Annotated in this window: 20 protein-coding genes; 8 read left to right on the top strand and 12 right to left on the bottom strand. The window is 37.2% G+C overall.

Annotated features, from left to right (window positions below):
• Nucleotides 1-42: 42 nt before the first annotated feature.
• Nucleotides 43-582, bottom strand: a complete 540-nt coding sequence (locus HNP36_RS08620; protein WP_184158428.1) for a hypothetical protein — start codon at nucleotides 580-582, stop codon at nucleotides 43-45.
• Between the two features lie 199 nt (nucleotides 583-781).
• On the opposite strand from HNP36_RS08620, the gene HNP36_RS08615 reads away from it, so the two are divergent.
• Complete coding sequence (locus tag HNP36_RS08615; protein WP_184158430.1) at nucleotides 782-2,068, top strand: adenylosuccinate synthase; 1,287 nt, start codon at nucleotides 782-784, stop codon at nucleotides 2,066-2,068.
• A 67-nt stretch (nucleotides 2,069-2,135) separates the two neighbouring features.
• Here HNP36_RS08615 and HNP36_RS08610 read toward each other — a convergent pair whose 3' ends face one another.
• The gene (locus tag HNP36_RS08610; protein ID WP_228456295.1) at nucleotides 2,136-3,170 is read right to left on the bottom strand and encodes an endonuclease/exonuclease/phosphatase family protein; all 1,035 of its coding nucleotides are present in this window, start codon (nucleotides 3,168-3,170) and stop codon (nucleotides 2,136-2,138) included.
• A gap of 194 nt (nucleotides 3,171-3,364) precedes the next feature.
• On the opposite strand from HNP36_RS08610, the gene HNP36_RS08605 reads away from it, so the two are divergent.
• Genes HNP36_RS08605 through HNP36_RS08595 form a run of 3 tightly spaced genes read left to right on the top strand, consistent with a single transcriptional unit; the run spans nucleotide 3,365 to nucleotide 5,413 of the window.
• On the top strand, nucleotides 3,365-4,489 hold the full coding sequence (locus tag HNP36_RS08605) for a hypothetical protein (protein WP_184158434.1): 1,125 nt from the start codon (nucleotides 3,365-3,367) through the stop codon (nucleotides 4,487-4,489).
• A gap of 49 nt (nucleotides 4,490-4,538) precedes the next feature.
• Entirely contained in the window at nucleotides 4,539-4,979 is a 441-nt protein-coding gene (locus tag HNP36_RS08600) for a nuclear transport factor 2 family protein (protein ID WP_184158436.1), read from the top strand.
• Between the two features lie 56 nt (nucleotides 4,980-5,035).
• Nucleotides 5,036-5,413, top strand: a complete 378-nt coding sequence (locus HNP36_RS08595; RefSeq protein ID WP_184158438.1) for a VOC family protein — start codon at nucleotides 5,036-5,038, stop codon at nucleotides 5,411-5,413.
• A gap of 2 nt (nucleotides 5,414-5,415) precedes the next feature.
• On the opposite strand, the gene HNP36_RS08590 is transcribed toward HNP36_RS08595, so the two are convergent.
• Nucleotides 5,416-5,799 carry a DUF1634 domain-containing protein gene (locus tag HNP36_RS08590; RefSeq protein ID WP_184158439.1) on the bottom strand — a complete coding sequence of 128 codons (384 nt, stop codon included), beginning with the start codon at nucleotides 5,797-5,799 and terminating at the stop codon, nucleotides 5,416-5,418.
• On the bottom strand, nucleotides 5,799-6,629 hold the full coding sequence (locus tag HNP36_RS08585; RefSeq protein WP_184158441.1) for a sulfite exporter TauE/SafE family protein: 831 nt from the start codon (nucleotides 6,627-6,629) through the stop codon (nucleotides 5,799-5,801). Before HNP36_RS08585 ends, HNP36_RS08590 begins: the two co-directional genes overlap by 1 nt.
• An 85-nt stretch (nucleotides 6,630-6,714) precedes the next feature.
• On the opposite strand from HNP36_RS08585, the gene HNP36_RS08580 reads away from it, so the two are divergent.
• The gene (locus HNP36_RS08580; protein ID WP_184158443.1) at nucleotides 6,715-7,266 is read left to right on the top strand and encodes a DUF1543 domain-containing protein; all 552 of its coding nucleotides are present in this window, start codon (nucleotides 6,715-6,717) and stop codon (nucleotides 7,264-7,266) included.
• A 42-nt stretch (nucleotides 7,267-7,308) separates the two neighbouring features.
• A complete protein-coding gene (locus HNP36_RS08575) occupies nucleotides 7,309-8,421 on the top strand; it encodes a 5-(carboxyamino)imidazole ribonucleotide synthase (RefSeq protein ID WP_184158445.1) in 1,113 nt (370 codons plus the stop codon).
• Between the two features lie 40 nt (nucleotides 8,422-8,461).
• On the opposite strand, the gene HNP36_RS08570 is transcribed toward HNP36_RS08575, so the two are convergent.
• From HNP36_RS08570 to HNP36_RS08545, 6 genes are all read right to left on the bottom strand, one after another.
• Nucleotides 8,462-8,821 carry a hypothetical protein gene (locus tag HNP36_RS08570; protein WP_184158448.1) on the bottom strand — a complete coding sequence of 120 codons (360 nt, stop codon included), beginning with the start codon at nucleotides 8,819-8,821 and terminating at the stop codon, nucleotides 8,462-8,464.
• 14 nt (nucleotides 8,822-8,835) lie between these two features.
• On the bottom strand, nucleotides 8,836-9,480 hold the full coding sequence (locus tag HNP36_RS08565) for a hypothetical protein (protein WP_184158450.1): 645 nt from the start codon (nucleotides 9,478-9,480) through the stop codon (nucleotides 8,836-8,838).
• A gap of 21 nt (nucleotides 9,481-9,501) precedes the next feature.
• Nucleotides 9,502-10,215, bottom strand: a complete 714-nt coding sequence (locus HNP36_RS08560; RefSeq protein WP_184158452.1) for a hypothetical protein — start codon at nucleotides 10,213-10,215, stop codon at nucleotides 9,502-9,504.
• 32 nt (nucleotides 10,216-10,247) lie between these two features.
• On the bottom strand, nucleotides 10,248-12,371 hold the full coding sequence (locus tag HNP36_RS08555) for a cation:proton antiporter (RefSeq protein WP_184158454.1): 2,124 nt from the start codon (nucleotides 12,369-12,371) through the stop codon (nucleotides 10,248-10,250).
• A gap of 8 nt (nucleotides 12,372-12,379) precedes the next feature.
• The gene (locus HNP36_RS08550) at nucleotides 12,380-12,946 is read right to left on the bottom strand and encodes a hypothetical protein (protein WP_184158456.1); all 567 of its coding nucleotides are present in this window, start codon (nucleotides 12,944-12,946) and stop codon (nucleotides 12,380-12,382) included.
• Nucleotides 12,947-13,150: 204 nt separating this feature from the next.
• Complete coding sequence (locus HNP36_RS08545; protein WP_184158458.1) at nucleotides 13,151-14,056, bottom strand: DMT family transporter; 906 nt, start codon at nucleotides 14,054-14,056, stop codon at nucleotides 13,151-13,153.
• 288 nt (nucleotides 14,057-14,344) lie between these two features.
• Here HNP36_RS08545 and purE point away from each other — a divergent pair, with 288 nt between their 5' ends.
• Nucleotides 14,345-14,848 carry a 5-(carboxyamino)imidazole ribonucleotide mutase gene (gene purE / locus HNP36_RS08540; protein ID WP_184158460.1) on the top strand — a complete coding sequence of 168 codons (504 nt, stop codon included), beginning with the start codon at nucleotides 14,345-14,347 and terminating at the stop codon, nucleotides 14,846-14,848.
• 126 nt (nucleotides 14,849-14,974) lie between these two features.
• Here the strand turns inward: purE and yiaA are convergent, their stop codons facing one another.
• Nucleotides 14,975-15,367, bottom strand: a complete 393-nt coding sequence (gene yiaA / locus HNP36_RS08535; protein WP_184158462.1) for an inner membrane protein YiaA — start codon at nucleotides 15,365-15,367, stop codon at nucleotides 14,975-14,977.
• A gap of 212 nt (nucleotides 15,368-15,579) precedes the next feature.
• Complete coding sequence (ahcY, locus tag HNP36_RS08530) at nucleotides 15,580-16,893, bottom strand: adenosylhomocysteinase (protein WP_184158464.1); 1,314 nt, start codon at nucleotides 16,891-16,893, stop codon at nucleotides 15,580-15,582.
• Nucleotides 16,894-17,061: 168 nt separating this feature from the next.
• On the opposite strand from ahcY, the gene HNP36_RS08525 reads away from it, so the two are divergent.
• Nucleotides 17,062-17,592, top strand: a complete 531-nt coding sequence (locus HNP36_RS08525; RefSeq protein WP_184158466.1) for a HugZ family protein — start codon at nucleotides 17,062-17,064, stop codon at nucleotides 17,590-17,592.
• Nucleotides 17,593-17,708 lie beyond the last annotated feature (116 nt).

Genomic DNA, 17,708 nt, shown 5'->3' with positions numbered 1-17,708 from the left:
ATCAAATATACAAAGTAATCGTTTTACCTATACTATTTATAATTATACTGTAAAATAGTTTTTTAATTTTATTATATCAGTTTTATTGATGTTTATCATCCTGAAACGGTGATTTTCAACATTATTTCTGATCACCAGCATCGCATCATTTTTAATTAATTCGAATTTTTCAATGTTAAAGTCTGTCCCATTTTTATTCTGTGAAATAATAATAGGACCGTAATAAATTTTTATTGGAAAATAATTTCTGTATACCAGATATATTTTTTCATCGTCAAAATAAAACCTTATTAAAGAAAGTCCTTCCATACTATTAACTGCTCCACTATAAGATTTACTGGAAACTCTTATATCATCGGTTGATTCAAATCTATCAAGTTGAAGATTTTTTACACAATCAAGTCTTTTAAATAATAAATAACCCGCTAAAAAGAAAAAGATCCAATAATTCAGAAAGAAAATATCTGCAATTGAAAACTCTTCAAAAATTATAATTTTCTTTAAATAATTTATTTCAGAGATTAGCATTGAAGAAAATGAAATTACAGCAAAGATTAATAATTGGGATTTATTCTTTTTCATGGTTACGTTAATACTCAAATATATATATATAATTTTAATTGAATGTGAATAGACTAAATAAAAAAATGTATGAGAGATCATAAAGAAAATTTTAGGATAATCACATGATTTCCACCCGCCCAAAAATAAAATCCCCTCATAATTTGCCCAGCCTATTTTTAAAAAGTAATTTTGCATGAATCTAAAATAAAAGTAAAATATGTCAACTTACGTAGTTGTAGGTCTTCAGTACGGAGATGAAGGTAAAGGGAAAATCACGGATGTTTTATCGGCTAAATCAGATTATGTAGTTCGTTTCCAAGGAGGAGACAACGCTGGTCATACGGTTTATGTGGGCGAAGAAAAATTTGTACTTCACCTTCTTCCTTCAGGTGTACTGCAGTGCAAGGGGAAATGTATCATTGCGAACGGAGTAGTGGTAAACCCGAAATCTTTCATTAAGGAGGTTGGCCAGATCGAGAGCAAAGGTTTGAGAACTGACCACATTTTTATCAGCAGAAGAGCGCATGTTATTATGCCTTACCACATTCTTCTGGATACTTACCGTGAAGAAGAGCACGGCGGAACTCAGATCGGTACTACCAAAAAAGGAATCGGGCCTTGTTATGAGGATAAAATAGCAAGAGTGGGAATCAGAATGGTAGATCTTTTGAATCCTGAGATCTTAAGAGAGAAAATAGAGAAAAACCTGAAGGTTAAAAACTCTCTTTTTGAAAAATATTACGGAAAGCCAACATTGGATGTAGAAGAAATCTATAACGAATTTTTAGAGATCGGAAAACAGCTTCAGGACAGAATCGTTGATACGGAAGTTGAACTGAACGAAGCCATCCAGGAAGGTAAAAATGTATTGTTTGAAGGAGCTCAGGCATTGATGCTTGATATCGACTTCGGAACTTATCCATACGTAACTTCATCTTCTCCGTCTACAGGAGGAGTTTGTTCAGGTGCGGGAGTACCTCCAACATCGCTTCAAAACCTGATCGGGGTTGCAAAAGCTTACTGTACAAGAGTTGGAAACGGACCTTTCCCATCTGAATTGGATAATGAACTGGGAGAAAGTATCAGACAGATCGGTGGTGAATTCGGGGCTACAACAGGAAGACCGAGAAGAACAGGTTGGTTGGATCTTGTTTCTCTGAAGCATGCCTGCATGATCAATGGAATCAATAATCTGGTAATTACAAAACTGGACGTTCTTACCGGAATTGAAAACCTGAAAATAGTAACTCACTACAAAACAGAAGACGGTAAAATCAACAATTATTTCACTTCTTCTACTGAAAAATTATACAACTACGAACCAATTTACCATGATTTACCGGGTTGGAGCGAAGACATTACAAAAGCAAGAAGCTATGATGAACTTCCTGACAACGCACAGAAATATATCGAGTTCATCGAGCAGTATTTGGGAATCAACGTATATCTGGTTTCTGTAGGGCCGGAAAGAAGCCAGAATATTATCAGAAAAGAATTATTCTAATTCACTAGAAATAAATTAAAATAAGAAAGAGACTGTCGCAAGACGGTCTTTTTTTATTAAACAGGATCTAATCTTCCGTTACCACTTCATCACGGTCCCCATCCTCTTTCTTTCCCTCCTGTATCATTTCCTCTGCTTCTGCTTTCTCTTCCGAAGTGGCTGCCTCAATCTGATCCTCCTGTCCATCATTGTGGTGATCGATAAAAAACTCACAGTATACGGGAAGATGATCTGAACCAAAATTTTCAAGGGTTTTAAGCGCTTTAATGAAAATATCTTCACTGTGGAACATCAGGTCAATCGGGAACCTTAACAGGCGGTATTTGGCATGAAAAGTAGACACAAACGAATGCCCAATCCTGGGATCGATCAAATGACTCGTTTTTCTGAATAATATGGATGATTTTGACCATGCAACATTATTAAAATCACCTACAACAATTACAGGATCTTTGATATCTTTCACTCTTTTTGCCGTACTCAAAAGATCTCCGTCTCTTTCCTTTGACGTTTCCTCTTCGGTAGGGCTTGGCGGAGGCGGATGCACCCCGAAAAAAACAAACGAAAAGCCGTCTTCCGTTTTTAAATGAACCTCGATGCTTGGGATATCATCAGCTACAAAATAATGTGTCTGTGCATTTTTAATCTTTATTTTAGAATAGAAATGCATTCCATAGGTATTTTCAAGTGTTACCTTATGCTGAAACGGATAATCCTTTTCAAGAATGCGCATGGCCTGTTCCCAGTCTCCGTTGCTTTCCATAGTCAGGAACATTTCGGGACTGTATTTTTCTATCAGGCTGATAAATCTGTTATATTCTTTATTGAACTGATAAACATTAGCAGAGATGAAATGCAGTTTTTGAGAAGACTGATGCTTTTGTGTATGCTTTTTAACAGGATAAAGCGGAGTATATTTCACAAGAGTTATTCCATGATGAACAAACATTAAAAACAGAAGTCCCTGCGAATATAAAAGATTCCCGGAACTGCTGATAAACAGACCCAAAATAAAAGTAAAAAGCACAGCATAAGTAATCTGGATTTTACCAAACTCCGGAACCCTGAATATCCAATGAGCGTTCTGAATTTTGGGTAACAATGTAAACAGCAACAGTAATCCGGTTAAAAACAAATAAATACTCCACATAATATCAAATAGATGGATAAAAATAATCTATTTTTAAATAATGTAGATCCATTTACTTTTTAAACAGTTTTTTTTAATCATACAAACGGGTAATTGATAAATTAATGTATGTTTACCAAATTTGTAATCAATAAAAACAAACACCTATGAAAAAGATAGCTCAAATAACAGCATTTTTTGCCTGTTTATACGTTTTTGCGCAAGAAATCAAAAAACATGATATGTCGACCGTTATGCAAAACTTCAGTAAGACTTTAGCTGAAAAAAATGTCTGGGGTAAGAAAATTATTTTAGGATATAATAAAAACGAAGAGCCCATATATGCTTATTACTACAATAAAGGAGGAACAGAAGCAGATAAAGCAATGATTATTGCCGGAGTTCATGGCTCCGAATTTTACGGGATGGATGTAGCGATGGCCCTGAAAGGTGAATTAGACAAACTTAAAGTGAATAAATTCAAATGGAAAGTTTTAATTGTTCCTGAAGTATTTAAGGATAATGTTCAGGTGGGAAGACAAAATATATTCAAATTAAATGAGGGTAGGAAATCATGTGAAGAATGTGTAGATCCTAACCGGCAGATGCCAGTAGCAGGGCAGGTATATAATATAGGAGATCATATAGGATATAATAATCAGGAGATTGAGATTGAAAACCAATATCTTTTGCACGCCACTCAAAAATTTAATCCATCAAGAATTGCATCCCTTCACTGTAAAAATGGAGGTGCCGACTGGATTCCTGATGAAAAAATAAGAAACCTTTATAAGCAGATCGGAATTTATGCAGATCCTAAAACAGACAACAACAGTAAAGCTTTGGGATTTTATGATGATTCCATTTTACCGTTAAGAATGGCTGTAACAGTTAAAGAAAACGGTGGGATTATTTTTGGAAACTTTGTTAATGAAAATTATGCCCGGACTGTAGAAAACAGCAAGGAAAAATACATTTTTTCAAAGGTTACCTATTTAAATCCTATCTATCCCCAGGATTCAGCTGCAGTTGAAAAAGGTCTGGAACAATACAGATCATACAAAACAAAGGATAGCGAAGGGCTGTCGTATGGTACATGGGCAAGTACTGAGATTATGAATAACGGAAAGCTGATTAAAAATGCTGCTACCATATTAACTGTAGAATTACCGCAATACTACTTTTTTTTTAGTAAAAAAGACGATGTAACCACGTTGGATAAAGAGCAGGTTAATAAAAATACATCTGCATACGTTAAAGCATTGATGAATATATTTTTAGAGAATAAATAATTCACAATATTTTTCTATTTTTATTCTGTCAGATTAATTTAAACCCAATATGAATAAACTTGTTGCAGCCGTCCTGCTTTTCTCTGCATTCTGTTTCGGACAGCAGAATCAGGACATAGAAAAACCAATCCGCAATTTATTTTCAGGAATGAAAAATGCAGATCCTGAACTAATGAAATCCGCTTTTGCAGAAGGAGCCATTCTTCAGACCATTGCCAAAGACGGAGCGGTGAAAAATGAAAATATACAGGAATTTATTGATTCCGTTTCCAAATTTTCAAAAGATGATCTGGATGAAAGGATTGTTATTGATGCCGTTCATACAGATGGCGGGCTTGCAAGTGTTTTCACGCCGTATTCATTCTATTTTAAAGGTAAATTTTCTCATTGTGGGGCAAACAGCTTTCAACTGGTGAAGCAGGAAACCGGATGGAAAATCCAGTACATTATAGATACCAGAAGAAAAGAAAACTGTAAGGAAGTAAAATAACACAGGAATTTGATTTACCTGTAAATGCTGTTGAAAGAAAAAATTTAAATTGTAAAATGAAAATCCATCACATTGCTGTTATATGCTCAGACTATGAAGTCTCAAAAAAATTCTATACCGAAATTCTGGGCTTAAACATTATCCGTGAAGTCTATCGTGAAGAAAGACAGTCTTACAAACTTGATCTCGCTATCGGGAACCATTACGTTATCGAATTATTTTCATTCCCGGATCCGCCTCCAAGGCCATCCCGTCCCGAATCATGCGGTTTGAGACATCTGGCTTTTTCTGTTGAAAATGTACAGGATAAAAGAGAAGACTTAGTGAGAAAAGGGCTTACCTGTGAAGATATCCGTGTAGATGAATACACCGGAAAAGAATTTTTCTTTACCCAGGACCCGGACCAGCTTCCGTTAGAATTTTATGAAATGTAAAATCAGTGGGCGTAACCCGTAAAGAAACTGATCGCCATAATGGCTAAAACTATCGAGGAAATGACTACATACACGTAGTCTTTTTCTTTCAAATAGCCTATCAGTGCAAAAATAATCCTAACAAGGGGAGTAAAGATCAGCAGCAGTATTCCCAATTGAATAATGGCCATACCTTCCCCCTTACATAAAGAATTCCAGAACATTCCCCATACCTTTTCAGAAGAAGAACCCATATCCAGGGAAGTATATTTTTTAGGCATTTTAAAGCCCTCCGTAAAAAGTTTGATGAAACCGATTAATGATGTAACCACAGACAAAATAACACCCAGCCTGAGAAGATTTCCTACCGAACGGTTCAGATCCCCATCTGTAAAATTCTTTCTCATTATCTGAAGCTTTTAGTAAGGCCGTTATACATCATATATACTGCTAAGATTGTAATGACAATAGCAAAGAAAACCTTTAATTTCTTTGTCTTGGATACCATCAGGGTTTTTGAACCAATAAAACTTCCTACCACCACACCAATCAGTACCGGGGCAACAATTACAGGAATAATTTCACCTCTCTGAAAGTAAATCAGGGCACTGGCTACAGCTGTTACACCGATCATAAAATTACTGGTTGTTGTAGAAACCTTGAACGGCAGTTTCATCATATTATCCATTGCCAGAACCTTCAACGCTCCGGAACCTATTCCCAGAAGTCCGGACATGGCACCCGCAAACAGCATCATCAGGAATCCCGGAACCGTGTTTCTTGCAGAGTAGCTTTTTACCACGCCTTTATCCGGAAAAGTTCCGTACAGCTTCAATCTTTCTTCAAGGCTTCCTTTGATAAGAGGTTCCTGGTGGTCAGGCTTTCCTTTAAGATTTAAAATAACCGTCAATAAAAGGATACTCGCAAAAATAATTCCGATCGTATTGGGATTAAGCATTCCCGAAACCAGCGCTCCGATAATAGCTCCCGCAGTAGTACCGATTTCCAAAAACATACCTATACGCATATTGGTAAAACCTTCTTTTACAAAAGCTACTGCAGCACCGGAAGAAGTACCGATTACAGAAATTAAAGAAGCCCCGATGGCATAATGCATCGGAACGCCGAAACCCAGCGTTAGCAAAGGAATAATAATAACTCCTCCTCCCAAACCTGTAAGTGAACCCAAAAGACCGGCGGAAACTGCGCCGAGAAACAGAATGATGATTTCTGACATGCTACAAATATAAAACTATTGCGGTAGTCTGCCAAACGTTTAAAAAAGATAAATTTGACGTATTTTTGCACAAATGAAAAGTGAAATGAAATTATTTTATATCATTCTCGGTGCAACGCCCAAAGGCAGGAATATCGAGCAGCATGACGTTTTTTTCGGGATAGCGGAAAACCTTAAAGACCTCGTTCCCGATATGAAAGATTTCTGGAAAGAAGCAGAAGGAAAAATCCACCTGGACTGCTATCAGGAAGTGAAATTTGCTGACGGATATGAGGTGAAAATTGTTGAGAAAACAAATCAATCGTCCGAAGACCAGCTGTATTTCCTTAATTTAGGAGGTTATAAAAAAGGCTTTTTTGAAGAATTCCATGAACAGCACCTGATGGTTGGCAAATCCATGGGAGAAATTGTGAAAAGGGCAAAAGCTACCGAATTTTATGCTACAATGGGCTTTGAAGGAGCTGTAAGCCATATCGATGATAAACACGGAGTTGATATTGATGATATTTTCAACGTCAGTGATATTCTTCCCGAAAAAATGAAAGAAAAATACTCCATCATCCTGACAAAATCTGATGCAGAAGATCAGGAAAACCCAATGGGATTGGGATATTTGAAGATTGACAAAATACAATAAAACCTTCTGTAAATAAATCTAATAGAAAAAATAAAAGTAAGAATGAAAATAGGAATTTTAGGGGGCGGACAGCTGGGAAGAATGCTGATACAAAGCGCACTGAAATACGATGACCGGTTTTATACACTGGACCCGGCTTCTGACGCACCGTGCAATACGATCTCACATTTTACACAAGGAAATTTCAACGATTACGAAACGGTATTGAATTTTGGAAAAGACAAAGATGTGGTGACCATTGAGATAGAACATGTAAATGCTGATGCCCTGGCTGAACTTGAAAATCAAGGTATAAAAGTAGTCCCGAATTCTAAAATTATTAAAACAATTCAGCAAAAAATTCTTCAGAAACAATTTTATAAGGCTCATGATATTCCAAGCCCGGAATTTGAAGTGATGGACGGAAGTTCTGACGAAATTAAAATGCCGTTGCCATTTGTCCAGAAAATGAATACGGGAGGATATGACGGAAAAGGAGTTCAGGTAATCCGCACAGCAGAAGATATGAAAAATCTTTGGGTACAGGATTCTGTGCTTGAAAAACTGGTAGATATCGACAAAGAACTTTCTGTAATTGTTGCAAGAAATGAAACTGGCGAAACAAAAACTTTCCCTGTAACAGAAATGGTTGCCGACCCGAAACTGAATTTGCTGGATTTCAATATCTGCCCGGTTTTCCTAACCGGAGAAATTGAAGAACAGATTAATTCGATCACAGAAAAATTTTTAAACGCAATTCATTCTCCGGGACTTTTTGCCATCGAATTATTCCTTGATAAAAACGGGAAAGTATGGGTAAACGAAACCGCTCCAAGGCTTCATAATTCCGGACATCAAAGTCAGGAAGGAAATGCCAACTCCCAGTTTGAGCAGATGTACCGTGTTGTGAAAAACCTTCCGTTAGCAGATACAGATACATTAACCTACAGTGGAATGTTGAACCTCGTAGGCACAGAAGGACATTCCGGAAAAGTAATTTACGAAGGAATGGATGAGGTTCTTAAATTACCGAAAACATACATTCACCTTTATGGAAAAACAGAAACGAAGCCCGGAAGAAAAATGGGGCATATCAACGTTTTGGCAGATTCCAGAGAGGAATTAATGGAAAAACTTGTTAAGGTGAAAGAAATGGTAAGAGTTATTTCAAAATAAATAAACTTATAAATAAAAGACTGCTTGAAAAAGCAGTCTTTTATTTATAAATCTTCGGATAATCAATCGTCCATATTCTTTCTTTAGAATTCCATAAAAGATAGGGGCCATCGAAGCCTTCAAGATAAGTAAGCTCAAAACTGCCTTTATTATCTGTTGTATAATCGAGGTAAATTTGTGAATCTTCCTGTTTTAGGCCTAAGTTTTTCAGTGTTTTATAGTCATTGTTATCAGGAAGCATTCCATTGTTTTTCTGATAATTTTCGATATTCTGAATAATTTTATTTCCAGCTTCTATATCTGTTTTCCTTGTGATTCCGATGGGAAGATTCCAGTATATGGAAAACAGAATGATGAAAAAAAGGAGTAGAAAACTAATAATGATTGCAGCTTTTTTCATAAGATCAAATATCTTTATTTAATAACTTTCTCATCCACCTTTTCAAAAGCTTTCTTCTCCTCATTCCATACAAAGGCGTGGTAATAAACATTTTCAGCTTCGGGAGACTCTTTGCATATTCCTGCGATAAACAGTTTGCTGTCCACATTAAAAATAGCTCTGTCTTCTGCAAACAGGCAGGATGTTTCTTCTCCCAGAGGAAGGCTGTAAATTTTTCCGTCACGCACATCCACCATCATACCCATAATACAGCTTGCCCCGCATCCGAAAATAACGGTAATATAATAGCTTGCGAAATCAGGACTTCCTGCTGCATAAGCTTCTTTAATTCTTGTTCTGAAATTGTAGGCACCTTCATCGCTGGAGAAATCCAGTTTTGCTTTTTTTATGAATTTGTAATTGGCTGATGGGAATTTATTGAAAGCAAAATCATAAGAAACTGTATGCTGCTCTGTTTCCAGCTCTCCAGATTGTATGCTTTCCGATTTTTTTAAACTGGCTGTATCGGTTTTTATTTCTTCGGGAGGTGCTGCTGCAACTGTTTCAACGGTATCGGTTGCGGAAGGTTGTAAATCTTTGTTCTCAACCTTAGCTCTTTTTTCTTTGCATGAAAATAATGCAGAAGCGATTAAGGGAATTAATAATCTTTTGATTCTCATTTATTGTTTTTTTGTATTTTTTTAAAAAGGCATGATGAGTGTTTTACCTCTGTATTCGCCTTTTACAATTTTGAAAAGAACGGCATACCCGCCAGCCCCGTCGGAATTCACCATACTTATATACAAAGTCTCATTTTCCGGATCAAAATAACATGAGGCGAATTCTGTGTTGATATTGAACAGATTTTCAGTCTCTTTTGAAGGGATTTGAAGTACTTTTCCACCCGTTTTAACAGAGATCGATTTGTAATACGTTTGGGGAATGGTTCCGTCTGTGCCCCAGATCTGCTTTCCTTTAAATTTATCTTCCACTTTCAGACCATTATAATCGGTGACAGAAAAATACTTTTTGTTTGCTTTATAATCAAAAGGAGCAGATTCAATTTCAACTCTTATGTTTTTTGAATTGAAAACGGCCTTATATTCATTTATGGAAGACGGAGGAACAGATTCATAAGATTCTATATATTTAATCCTGGATTTATGAATATACCCGGAAAGAATATTCCCGTTTCTGTCAGTATAATCAACATTTATCCAGTTTTTATTATTCTCTTCAGGCTCAAAAGCGTAGATAATTTCCCCCGAGCTTATTTTCATGACAATATTGCTGTTTGCATCTGCATTTTTTCTCATATTCACATAGCCGTCCTTATCAATAATCTTGGCAAACTGGGAGAAAGACCATTGAAAGCTTAAAACAGAGGTCAGGAATAGTATTTTATTTATTCTCAAATGAATTTTTTATAAATTTAAATTAATTATTGTTATTTGAAAATCTTCTGGATCACATTCCCAATTTCCACAAAATCACCATGATTACCCACAGACCGTATTTCCGGGCTGTTTTCATCAAACTCCGAGAACGGGAAGATCAGCAGGTAATTATTGTTGTTTAAATATTTGTTCAGTAATTCCGGAATAAGCCTCATCCGTGGAATGTAGGACTGCATACCGCGTTTGGCCATCAGGACAATCAGTGCCTCATCTTCTTTCAGTTTTGCTGCTGTTTTTTCACCATCCTGCCAGGTATTCATAATAATGAATTCAGCTTCTATATTGGCCTTTTTAATAATTCTCTGAAGAATATCCAGGATATTTTCCGGAGCATAGAAAACCAGGCCTGCACCCGAGTTTCTTGCAATATTCCATACTCTCAGGAGCGCATGAAAGAATCCTGCTTCCTTGTGGGCGTTTTCCGGGATCATCACTGCATATTTTTTGATAGTGGAAAGGGGCTGTGCGGCATGATACACCAATACATTCACGTCATCATTCTGAAGATATCCGTTGTAAAGATTATAGACAAAAGAAGGGGAGAAGCCTTTCTCATCTTCCAGCCCTATGATAAGATCGGTAATATCCTGTTCTTTAATAACATTTTTCACCCCATTGATTACATCATTATCATATCTTTTAAGAGCCTGCATTTTAACATCAGCCGCTGCCGCTGCATCTGTCGCCTGGTGAAGCAGTTTTTCAGCATTTTTCATGGAAGATTCATTTTTATCTTCATTAATGATATTTAAGGCAAACAGATTTTCTGTATTAGAATGAGCTTTAATTAAAATACTCAGATTCACCATTCTTTCCACAGTTTCCTCATGATTAATGGCAAGGAGGATGTTTTCTTCCTCATGGCTGTCTCCGGAAACGGTATCTTCATTGTCACTTTCTGCAATTTTTTGCGCGCTGGCCATTGAAATAAATGAAGAGATTGTACAGGAAATAAGGATCAGAAGAATGCTTCCGTTCAGTACGTGTTCATTTAGTAACCTTACCGGTTCTCCGGTTTCAGTTTCAGAAAGAATGATATTGTATCCCACCATTACTGAAGCTAATGTGGCGGCGGCCGAAGCAGAACTCAACCCGAAAATCAGTTTACCTTCCTCTTTGGAAAGCCTGAATGTCTTTTGAGTCATCACAGCAGAAAGATATTTACCTCCGATGGATGCCACAAGCATAATTCCTGCAACTTCCAGCGTTTCCCAGCTTTTAAAGAAAACTTTAAAATCTATAAGCATTCCCACACTGATCAGGAAGAAGGGAATGAAGATGGCATTTCCTACAAATTCTACCCTGTTCATTAAAGATGAGGTATGAGGTATCAGTCTGTTTAATGCAAGTCCGGCAAAGAAAGCTCCAATAATGGCTTCTACTCCGGCAAGTTCGGCAAGCATTGCAGCCAGATAGATCATCACCAGCACAAAAATATACTGTGAAATTTTATCATCCACTCTTTTGAAGAACCAGCGTCCTATAATTGGGAAAATAATCAGAACAATCAGGGCAAAAACAATAAAGGAAACGGAAAGCTTAACCCAAAATTCCGTACCCACATCGCCCTGCGACATTCCTACGATAACTGCGAGTACTAAAAGTGCCAGGATATCAGTGATCATTGTTCCGCCAACGGTTATGTTTACAGCTTTATTTTTGGCAATTCCGAGTTTACTCACCAATGGATAAGCAATCAGGGTATGTGATGAAAAAAGACTGGCAAAAAGAATAGAGGTAAGTATTGAAAAATGCAGTATATAAAAACCACCCAGATAGCCCAGAACAAAAGGAACAATAAATGTGTAAAGTCCAAACGTAAGGCTTTTCCATTTGTTTTTCTTAAAATCGCCCATATCAATCTCCAATCCGGCGAGAAACATGATATAAAGAAGGCCCGTGGTTCCCGTTACCACAATACTGCTGTCTCTTGCCAGTACATTAAAACCATTCGGACCTATTACGGCTCCTGCAATGATAAGGCCCAAAAGATGCGGAACTTTAATTTTGTTCAGCAGCAGGGGAGCGGCAAGGATGATGACCAGTACCAAAAGGAATTTTAATACCGGATCTTCTATAGGAAAACTCAGATTATGTATGCTCAGTAAAATCATAGGTGTTTTTATTTGGTGGAACGTACTAACTCTACGGAAAACTTGGCTGTACAGCCGTTGTCGGTAGTAATGGTCCTTGTGCCTTTCAGTTTGGTATCGGAAATATCATTAAGCAGGACATTCATTTCCACCTGTTTCCGGGATATGGAATCTGTTTTGAAAGTAAGCCTGATCTCATTATTTTCGAATTTACCGGAATAAACCCTCACCAGGTTATTGTTATTAATGATTTTTGTAGATAAATGGATAGAATCACTGTCGAATTCCCAGGTATCCGTACGCTGGTCACCTACTACATAATCACTGCAATTGGATTCTGTACAGATAATTTTTCCACTCCACGGACCTGAAATTTCTTCCGGCCAGAGAACAATTGTAACGGAATCTTTCTTTGCAAAAATACTGTCTCTCATTTTTAAAAGAGACTGATATTCAGATTCTTTTTTTGCGAATATTTTTTCCTTTTCGAGTAATTGTTTTTCTCTTTCCGTCAGATTTTTTTCCTTTTCCTTATAATCACAGCTGATCAGGAGAAATGAACCTGCAAGAAGTATAAAAAATGTATTTTTAAGCATATTGTGAATGTTGGAGTAAACAATATAGTGAAAAATAAGGAAAATGTGAAATTTGCCTATAGTATGCTTGAATAAGAGAAATTATTGAGATTGGATTGTGTGAACCACCCCGTCAAAAATTCTTTGAATTTTTGCCACCCCTCCAAAGAAGAGAGATATTGAGCTCGCAGGATTACTTTTAGTTTTCTTTTTTTTGCTTTTATCTTATGCAATTTTCTGCTTTCTGAACATTTCCGGTTTATAATTAATGATAAAAACCCCACAGATAATCATAGCTGCCGCCAGAATGAATTTAAGAGAAATTTTTTCATCCATAATGAGCCAGCCCAGAAATATAGCAATCACCGTATTCACGTAAGCAAGGATTGAAACCTGCACCGGAGAAATCTTGGTTAAAGCATAATGAAACGCAAAAAATGCAGCAACAGAACCGAATACAGCCAGATAAAGCATTGCGGAAATACTTTTCAGGGTCCAGTTTTCGAAATTATAGTTTTCTGAAAATATAAATGCAAAAATAACCTGTACCACTCCTGCAAATAAAAACTGATAAAACAGGTTCAGGGTAATATTACCACTCTGGATATTGAGTTTTTTTGTAAAAATAGTTCCTGAGGCCCATCCGGAAATGGCGCAGAATAAAAAGATCATTCCCATTCTGTATTCCGGATTTGCGAGATCCTGTATACCGTCCCAGAAAATCAGAAGTATCCCGCTGAAACATAAAAGAACCCCTGAAAGAGCCCGGAAACTGAATTTCTGCAAACCCACCGCTACACTGCCCAAAAACACCAAAATAGGGGAGCAGGCACTGATTAAAGAGGCCAGGCTGCTGGATACCGTTTCTTCAGCTACGGTTGTCATTCCGTTAGCTACAATCAGCATCAGCGAAGCAAAAATGACCTGATAACCCAGGTTTTTCCAGCCTATCCATTTGAATTCTTTTCTTGAAAGAAGAATAACAAGCATAATGATCGCTGCCAGAAACTGACGGATTCCCGCCACAAACCATGCAGGGATAGTCTCCACAGCAACACGGATAGCCAGAAAGGTAGTTCCCCAGACAACAGCAACGGTGATAACGGCAAAAATAAGTTTATAATCTTTCAATGTGAATTTAAGTATAACATACAAATATACCTGTTATGAAATAAAACGGAGGGGTACAGTTGCTGCGATTTTTGGAGATACAGATTTAAGATTAGGGGCTGGGAGAAGGAAGATAGATGCGGGAAGTTGCTATGGATCGGAGATCAGAATATTGATTTATAGTTGTTTCTTTCGGCTCCAATAACTTTTTCTTTCAGCTTTAAACCTTCTTAACTTAGGAATGCACGTGGATATTATTTAAAAAAAGACTTTTATTTTTTATCTTTGACAATCTAATAAAAATTGAAGATGGTAGGAATTATTATGGGCAGCCAGAGCGATCTGCCGATTATGGAACAGGCAGCAAATTTTTTGAAAAGCCTTGATATTCCATACGAACTGACGGTAGTTTCAGCACACAGAACACCCGAAAGAATGTTTGATTATGCAAAAACAGCTAAGGAAAGAGGTCTTAAAGTAATTATTGCGGGAGCAGGAGGAGCAGCACACCTTCCGGGAATGGTGGCCAGTTGCACAACGTTACCTGTGATAGGGGTGCCAATTTTATCAAGCAATTCTATTGACGGCTGGGATTCTGTACTCTCCATCCTTCAGATGCCGGGCGGGATTCCTGTAGCGACTGTAGCTTTGAACGGTGCTTTAAATGCAGGGATTTTAGCAGTAAAGATCTTAGGAAGCGCAGACGAGGCAATTGCTGAAAATCTTCAGAAATACCAGGATTCTTTAAAAGATAAAGTGCTGGGAACCGTTGATGATATTAAAGCTCAACATCCTAATCAATATGACAAGTAATATTAATGGTGAATAGGCAATTATGAATTTGCCATCTTTTTTATCCTTAAAAAAACAAGGAAATTACTGTTGGTAAATAAAAATTCAGATAAATAAAAAACGCTCCACATTCGGAGCGTTTTCTGTTTATTCCTGGATCATATTGTCCCTTGTATTTTTCTGTACGGAAATGGCTCCGAAAAGTGCAAGGAGAAATGCAAATGCATAAAATCCTTTTTCACTGGGAAGTATGGTTGCGTTCCAAAGTCCTATAGCCAGCAGTACAATGGAAGAAAGCGTTGCAAACCAGCAGATGCCATAATAAATATCTGTTACCGGAATATTTTCCAGTCTGTCGCGTACAGCTTTCTGCAAGGAAACTACAGCAAAAAGGCCATAAAGAAGGATGGTAAAATAATAACCTTTTTCATTCAGCTGCATTTCAGCTCTGGCAAGTCCTACAATGAAGCCCACCATTCCTGCTCCCAATGCTACCCATGATGCAGCTACGAATGCATTCGATACTCTTTGTTTTTTCATTAATTAAATGTTTTTGTTTGAGGGGCTAAATATATTCATTTTTTCCAGACATAAGGGTCTTGGTACGAAAATATGGGTAAAATACGGTGGCAGAAATTAAGATTTTACGATTCCCGATAGCAGTTGGTTGTGAAACTTAGAGGAAACATCGGAAAAAATAAAAGACTTTCCAGAAACCTGAAAAGCCTTTTATTATATAAGATTAAAAAATATTAATATCTGTAGTACTCAGGCTTGAATGGCCCCTGTACTTCCACACCAATATATTCAGCCTGCTCTGAAGATAGGGTCTCCAGCTCAACGCTTAGTTTTTTAAGGTGTAAAGCAGCTACTTTTTCATCCAAATGCTTTGGAAGCATATATACTTCGTTTTTGTAAGCTGCAGAGTTGTTCCATAACTCGATCTGAGCCAAAGTCTGGTTAGAGAAAGAGTTAGACATTACGAAACTTGGGTGTCCTGTTGCACATCCTAAGTTTACCAGTCTACCTTCAGCAAGAATGATTACTTCTTTACCTTCGATAGTATAGATATCAACCTGAGGTTTCACTTCAGATTTTGTGTGACCGTAGTTTTTGTTCAACCAGGCCATATCAATTTCATTATCGAAGTGACCGATGTTACAAACGATCGCTTTATCTTTCATTTTAAGGAAATGCTCTCCTCTTACGATGTTGAAGTTACCTGTAGTAGTGATGATGATATCTGCATTATCTACAACTGTATCCAGTTTTTTTACTTCGTAACCGTCCATTGCAGCCTGAAGCGCACAAATTGGATCAATTTCAGTAACGGTAACAATAGAACCGGCTCCTCTGAAAGATGCAGCAGTACCTTTACCTACGTCTCCGTATCCGCAAACTACTACTCTTTTTCCGGCAAGCATAACGTCTGTAGCTCTTCTTACAGCATCCACTGCAGATTCTTTACATCCGTATTTATTGTCGAATTTAGATTTAGTTACTGAATCGTTTACGTTGATGGCAGGCATTACCAAAGTTCCGTTCTTCATTCTTTCATAAAGTCTGTGTACTCCTGTAGTGGTTTCTTCAGAAAGTCCTTTGATATCTTTTGTGAATTCAGGGTATTTATCGAAAACCATGTTCGTTAAATCTCCACCGTCATCAAGGATCATGTTCAACGGCTTTCTGTCTTCACCGAAGAATAAAGTCTGCTCAATACACCAGTCAAATTCCTCTTCGTTAAGACCTTTCCATGCATAAACAGGGATTCCTGCAGCAGCAATAGCAGCAGCAGCGTGGTCCTGTGTAGAGAAAATATTACAAGAAGACCATGTAACTTCAGCTCCTAAAGCCACCAGTGTTTCAATAAGAACAGCGGTTTGGATCGTCATGTGAAGACATCCTGCAATTCTTGCTCCTTTTAAGGGTTGAGAGGGTCCGTATTCTTCACGGATAGCCATCAGGCCTGGCATTTCTGCTTCGGCAAGGGTAATTTCTTTTCTTCCCCATTCTGCTAGGGATATGTCCTTCACTTTGTAAGGAACGTATTGTGTTGTAGTACTCATATGTTAATGAATAAGTTTAAATTCAGTTGATAACGAAATGCAAAATTACAACTAATAATTAAGATAAAAAAACGGCTGGGTAAGTTCCTCTTTATGAGATTTAACATTAATTAATATTATTTAGTCTTAATATAAATAACTATTTTTGTTCAGATAAAATTTTATACTATGAATCATAAAAATACCCGGGAAGAGGCCAACAGAAAAGCAAAGCCGGTAGCACCAAAAGTAAAGGAACTGATAGAACGTACCAAAAGTGTGATTTTGGCTACGGTAGATGCGGAAGGAAATCCTAATTCAAGCTATGCTCCTTTTGTACAGGTAGATCATACACTATATATTCTGGTATCTTTTATGGCAAAGCATACCAAAAACCTTGCGGAAGGAAGAAAAGCTTCAGTAATGTTTATTGAGGATGAATCTGCCACGAAACAGATTTATGCCCGTGAACGCTTAACAATAGAGACGATACCTTCCCAGATAGAAAGAGACTCTGAAATATGGAATGCTGTAGTGGCCCAATTAAAAGAAATCCACGGAAAAGTGGTAGATGTTATTGCTGAAATGGGCGATTTTATCCTTATTGCTTTACAGCCTGTAAAAGGTTCTTACGTAAACGGATTCGGAAGTGCTTATTTTGTGGATGAAAATCTTGAAATCCTTGAGCATAGAAATGATGTGAATCATCAGTCTAAATAAGAAAGGAAGAGGGGAGCGGGAAGAAGGAAGTTTATGAAGGTTAAGCTAAAGGATTTTGTTTTTTTTGATGAATAGATTTTCTTAGTTAAAGTCTAAAGTTATTGTATAGACTACCA

It is taken from the genome of Chryseobacterium shigense (assembly GCF_014207845.1).
GTDB classification, from domain to species: domain Bacteria; phylum Bacteroidota; class Bacteroidia; order Flavobacteriales; family Weeksellaceae; genus Chryseobacterium; species Chryseobacterium shigense_A.
Note: the sequence above shows the minus strand (reverse complement) of the source record. Positions and strands in the feature narration are given on the sequence as shown.

What these genes read in the sequence shown, in the direction of transcription:
- HNP36_RS08605 (WP_184158434.1), top strand. Translation starts at nt 3,365, where the DNA reads ATGAAAAAGATAGCTCAAATAACAGCATTTTTTGCCTGTTTATACGTT.
- HNP36_RS08575 (WP_184158445.1), top strand. Translation starts at nt 7,309, where the DNA reads ATGAAAATAGGAATTTTAGGGGGCGGACAGCTGGGAAGAATGCTGATA.
- HNP36_RS08585 (WP_184158441.1), bottom strand. Translation starts at nt 6,629, where the DNA reads ATGTCAGAAATCATCATTCTGTTTCTCGGCGCAGTTTCCGCCGGTCTT.
- HNP36_RS08525 (WP_184158466.1), top strand. Translation starts at nt 17,062, where the DNA reads ATGAATCATAAAAATACCCGGGAAGAGGCCAACAGAAAAGCAAAGCCG.
- HNP36_RS08565 (WP_184158450.1), bottom strand. Translation starts at nt 9,480, where the DNA reads ATGAGAATCAAAAGATTATTAATTCCCTTAATCGCTTCTGCATTATTT.
- HNP36_RS08555 (WP_184158454.1), bottom strand. Translation starts at nt 12,371, where the DNA reads ATGATTTTACTGAGCATACATAATCTGAGTTTTCCTATAGAAGATCCG.
- HNP36_RS08590 (WP_184158439.1), bottom strand. Translation starts at nt 5,799, where the DNA reads ATGAGAAAGAATTTTACAGATGGGGATCTGAACCGTTCGGTAGGAAAT.
- HNP36_RS08580 (WP_184158443.1), top strand. Translation starts at nt 6,715, where the DNA reads ATGAAATTATTTTATATCATTCTCGGTGCAACGCCCAAAGGCAGGAAT.
- HNP36_RS08595 (WP_184158438.1), top strand. Translation starts at nt 5,036, where the DNA reads ATGAAAATCCATCACATTGCTGTTATATGCTCAGACTATGAAGTCTCA.
- ahcY (WP_184158464.1), bottom strand. Translation starts at nt 16,893, where the DNA reads ATGAGTACTACAACACAATACGTTCCTTACAAAGTGAAGGACATATCC.
- yiaA (WP_184158462.1), bottom strand. Translation starts at nt 15,367, where the DNA reads ATGAAAAAACAAAGAGTATCGAATGCATTCGTAGCTGCATCATGGGTA.
- HNP36_RS08550 (WP_184158456.1), bottom strand. Translation starts at nt 12,946, where the DNA reads ATGCTTAAAAATACATTTTTTATACTTCTTGCAGGTTCATTTCTCCTG.
- HNP36_RS08615 (WP_184158430.1), top strand. Translation starts at nt 782, where the DNA reads ATGTCAACTTACGTAGTTGTAGGTCTTCAGTACGGAGATGAAGGTAAA.
- HNP36_RS08600 (WP_184158436.1), top strand. Translation starts at nt 4,539, where the DNA reads ATGAATAAACTTGTTGCAGCCGTCCTGCTTTTCTCTGCATTCTGTTTC.
- HNP36_RS08570 (WP_184158448.1), bottom strand. Translation starts at nt 8,821, where the DNA reads ATGAAAAAAGCTGCAATCATTATTAGTTTTCTACTCCTTTTTTTCATC.
- purE (WP_184158460.1), top strand. Translation starts at nt 14,345, where the DNA reads ATGGTAGGAATTATTATGGGCAGCCAGAGCGATCTGCCGATTATGGAA.
- HNP36_RS08620 (WP_184158428.1), bottom strand. Translation starts at nt 582, where the DNA reads ATGAAAAAGAATAAATCCCAATTATTAATCTTTGCTGTAATTTCATTT.